Genomic DNA, 2,564 nt, shown 5'->3' on the forward strand with positions numbered 1-2,564 from the left:
GTCCTGGACCAGCCGCGGGTAGCCGGCCGGCAGCAGCGCGGCCTCCAGCTCCCAGGTGCCCCAGCTTGCCCCGGCCTCCAGATACGTACTGATGCCGATCAGCGGCCTGCCCGCCATGCTTTCCTCCGACCGCGAAGCGACGTGAATGGATGTGAATAGAAGTGAATGGGCTCGACCTAAACCATTGAACTACCCCTGAACTACCCCACCCGTCACGCGAGGAAGCCCCGCAGCAGTGCCGCCGTCCCGGCGCAGTGCTCCCGCATCATCTCCCGGGCCCCGTCCGCGTCCCCGTCCAGCACCGCTTCCACCAGCGCGATGTGCTGCCGCTGCGAGTGCTCCAGGTTGCGGACGAGGAGGGGGATGCAGTCGAGGAGGTCGTTCACCGTGGCCCGTACCGCCGCGTACTGCGCGGTCAGCGTCGGCGAACCGCACAGCTCGGCCAGCGTCAGATGCAGCAGGGTGTCCAGCCGGCGGTAGTCGGCGAGCGGGGCGTCGTGCGTGCGGGCGAGGGCGTCCCGCAGGCGTCCCGCCTGTTCGGCCGTCAGACCGTGCGTCGCGCACAGGCCCGTCGCGCCGACCTCCAGCACCTCCCGGAACCGCAGCACGTCCTCGATGTCGACCACGCTGATCCGGCGCCGCAGTTCGTCCTCGCCGCCGGCGTCCGACTTCGGCAGCACGAACGTCCCGCCGTAGCGTCCGCGCCGCGACTCCACCAGTCCCTGGTCCTGCAGTACCTTCAGAACCTCGCGCAGTGTCACCCGACTGATCCCCAGCCGCTCGGCCAGCTCGCGCTCGGCCGGCAGCCGCTCGCCCCCCGGTACCAGCCCCAGCCGTACGACCTGCAGAATCTGTTCCAGCGCCTCTTCGAAGCCGTTGCCCGCCCGCACCGGCCGCAGCACCGGGGTCAACCGGTCCGCAACGCCGTCCTCCGCGTCCAGCGACATATGGCGGCACCCCCTTCCCAAGCAATGGTTCTCCGCAATACCTTATGGCTTCCGGCCCGGCCGGAAAAAGCGCGCAGAAGCCGAAGGAGCTTTCCCGTGGCAGACCGCACACCCCCGTTGAGCGTCGAGAAGCTGCACGCCCTCGTCGCCAGTGGTGAGATCGACACTGTCGTCCTGGCCTTCCCCGATATGCAAGGCCGGCTCCAGGGCAAGCGGTTCGCCGCCCGCTTCTTCCTCGACGACGTGCTCCAACACGGCACCGAGGGCTGCAACTACCTTCTCGCCGTCGACACCGAGATGAACACGGTCGACGGCTATGCGATGTCCTCCTGGGAGCGCGGTTACGGCGACTTCGCCATGCACCCGGACCTGTCCACCCTCCGCCGTGTGCCCTGGAACGCGGGCACCGCCATGCTCATCGCCGACCTCGCCTGGAACGACGGATCGCCGGTGGTTGCCGCCCCCCGCCAGATCCTGCGCCGCCAGCTGGAGCGTCTCGCCGAGCACGGTTTCACCGCGCAGGTCGGTACGGAGCTGGAGTTCATCGTGTTCAAGGACACCTACGAACAGGCCTGGGACGCCAACTACAGAGGCCTCACACCGGCCAACCAGTACAACATTGACTATTCGGTGCTCGGGACCGGGCGCATCGAGCCGCTGCTGCGTCGTATCCGCAACGACATGACCGTCGCCGGACTGACCGTCGAGTCCGCCAAGGGCGAGTGCAACCCGGGCCAGCACGAGATCGTCTTCCGCTACGACGACGCCCTCGTCACCTGCGACCAGCACGCCGTCTACAAGACCGGCGCCAAGGAGATCGCCTCCCAGGAGGGCGTCTCGCTCACCTTCATGGCGAAGTACAACGAGCGCGAGGGCAACTCCTGCCACATCCACCTCTCGCTCGGCGACGGGGAGGGCGGCAACGCCATGGCCGGAGACGGCGAGGGCGGCATGTCGGAGGTCATGCGGTACTTCCTCGCCGGGCAGCTAGCCGCGCTCCGCGACTTCTCGCTGCTCTACGCCCCGAACATCAACTCCTACAAGCGGTTCCAGCCGGGCTCGTTCGCGCCCACCGCCGTCGCCTGGGGCTACGACAACCGCACCTGCGCCCTCCGGGTCGTCGGCCACGGCCGCTCCATGCGCTTCGAGAACCGGCTGCCCGGCGGCGATGTCAATCCGCACCTCGCGGTGGCGGGGCTTGTCGCGGCCGGGCTCTACGGCATCGAGCACAAGTTGGAGCTGCCGGAGGCCTGCGCGGGCAACGCCTACAGCGGCGACTACGCGCACGTCCCCACCAACCTCCGCGAGGCCGCCGAGCTGTGGGAGAACAGCCCGATCGCCAAGGCCGCCTTCGGGGACGAGGTCGTCGCGCACTACCGCAACATGGCGCGCGTCGAACTGGAGGCCTTCGACGCCGCCGTCACCGACTGGGAGCTGCGCCGCTCCTTCGAACGCCTGTGAGGACCCCGCTCCCTTTGCCTGCCGACGAACGCCTGTGAGGACCCCGTTGCCTGCCGAGCACCCGCTGCACGTACTGAACCCCGCCACCGAGGAGGTCATCGCCACCGTCCCGGCCGCCACCCCGGCCGACGTGGACGCCGCCGTCGTACGCGCCGC

At 69.1% G+C, this 2,564-nt stretch carries 2 protein-coding genes and 1 pseudogene; 1 reads left to right on the top strand and 2 read right to left on the bottom strand.

Annotation, left to right across the window (positions count from 1 at the left end; translation table 11 throughout):
- A pseudogene (locus R6V09_RS50665) lies at positions 1 to 117 on the bottom strand (gamma-glutamyl-gamma-aminobutyrate hydrolase family protein); the annotation flags it as partial.
- Positions 118 to 212: 95 nt separating this feature from the next.
- Positions 213 to 947, bottom strand: a complete 735-nt coding sequence (locus R6V09_RS50670; RefSeq protein ID WP_317888176.1) for a FadR/GntR family transcriptional regulator — start codon at positions 945 to 947, stop codon at positions 213 to 215.
- Between the two features lie 96 nt (positions 948 to 1,043).
- Here R6V09_RS50670 and R6V09_RS50675 point away from each other — a divergent pair, with 96 nt between their 5' ends.
- Positions 1,044 to 2,408 carry a glutamine synthetase family protein gene (locus R6V09_RS50675; protein ID WP_317888177.1) on the top strand — a complete coding sequence of 455 codons (1,365 nt, stop codon included), beginning with the start codon at positions 1,044 to 1,046 and terminating at the stop codon, positions 2,406 to 2,408.
- Positions 2,409 to 2,564: the final 156 nt, after the last annotated feature.

It is taken from the genome of Streptomyces sp. W16, from assembly GCF_033194735.1.
Classification (GTDB): domain Bacteria; phylum Actinomycetota; class Actinomycetes; order Streptomycetales; family Streptomycetaceae; genus Streptomyces.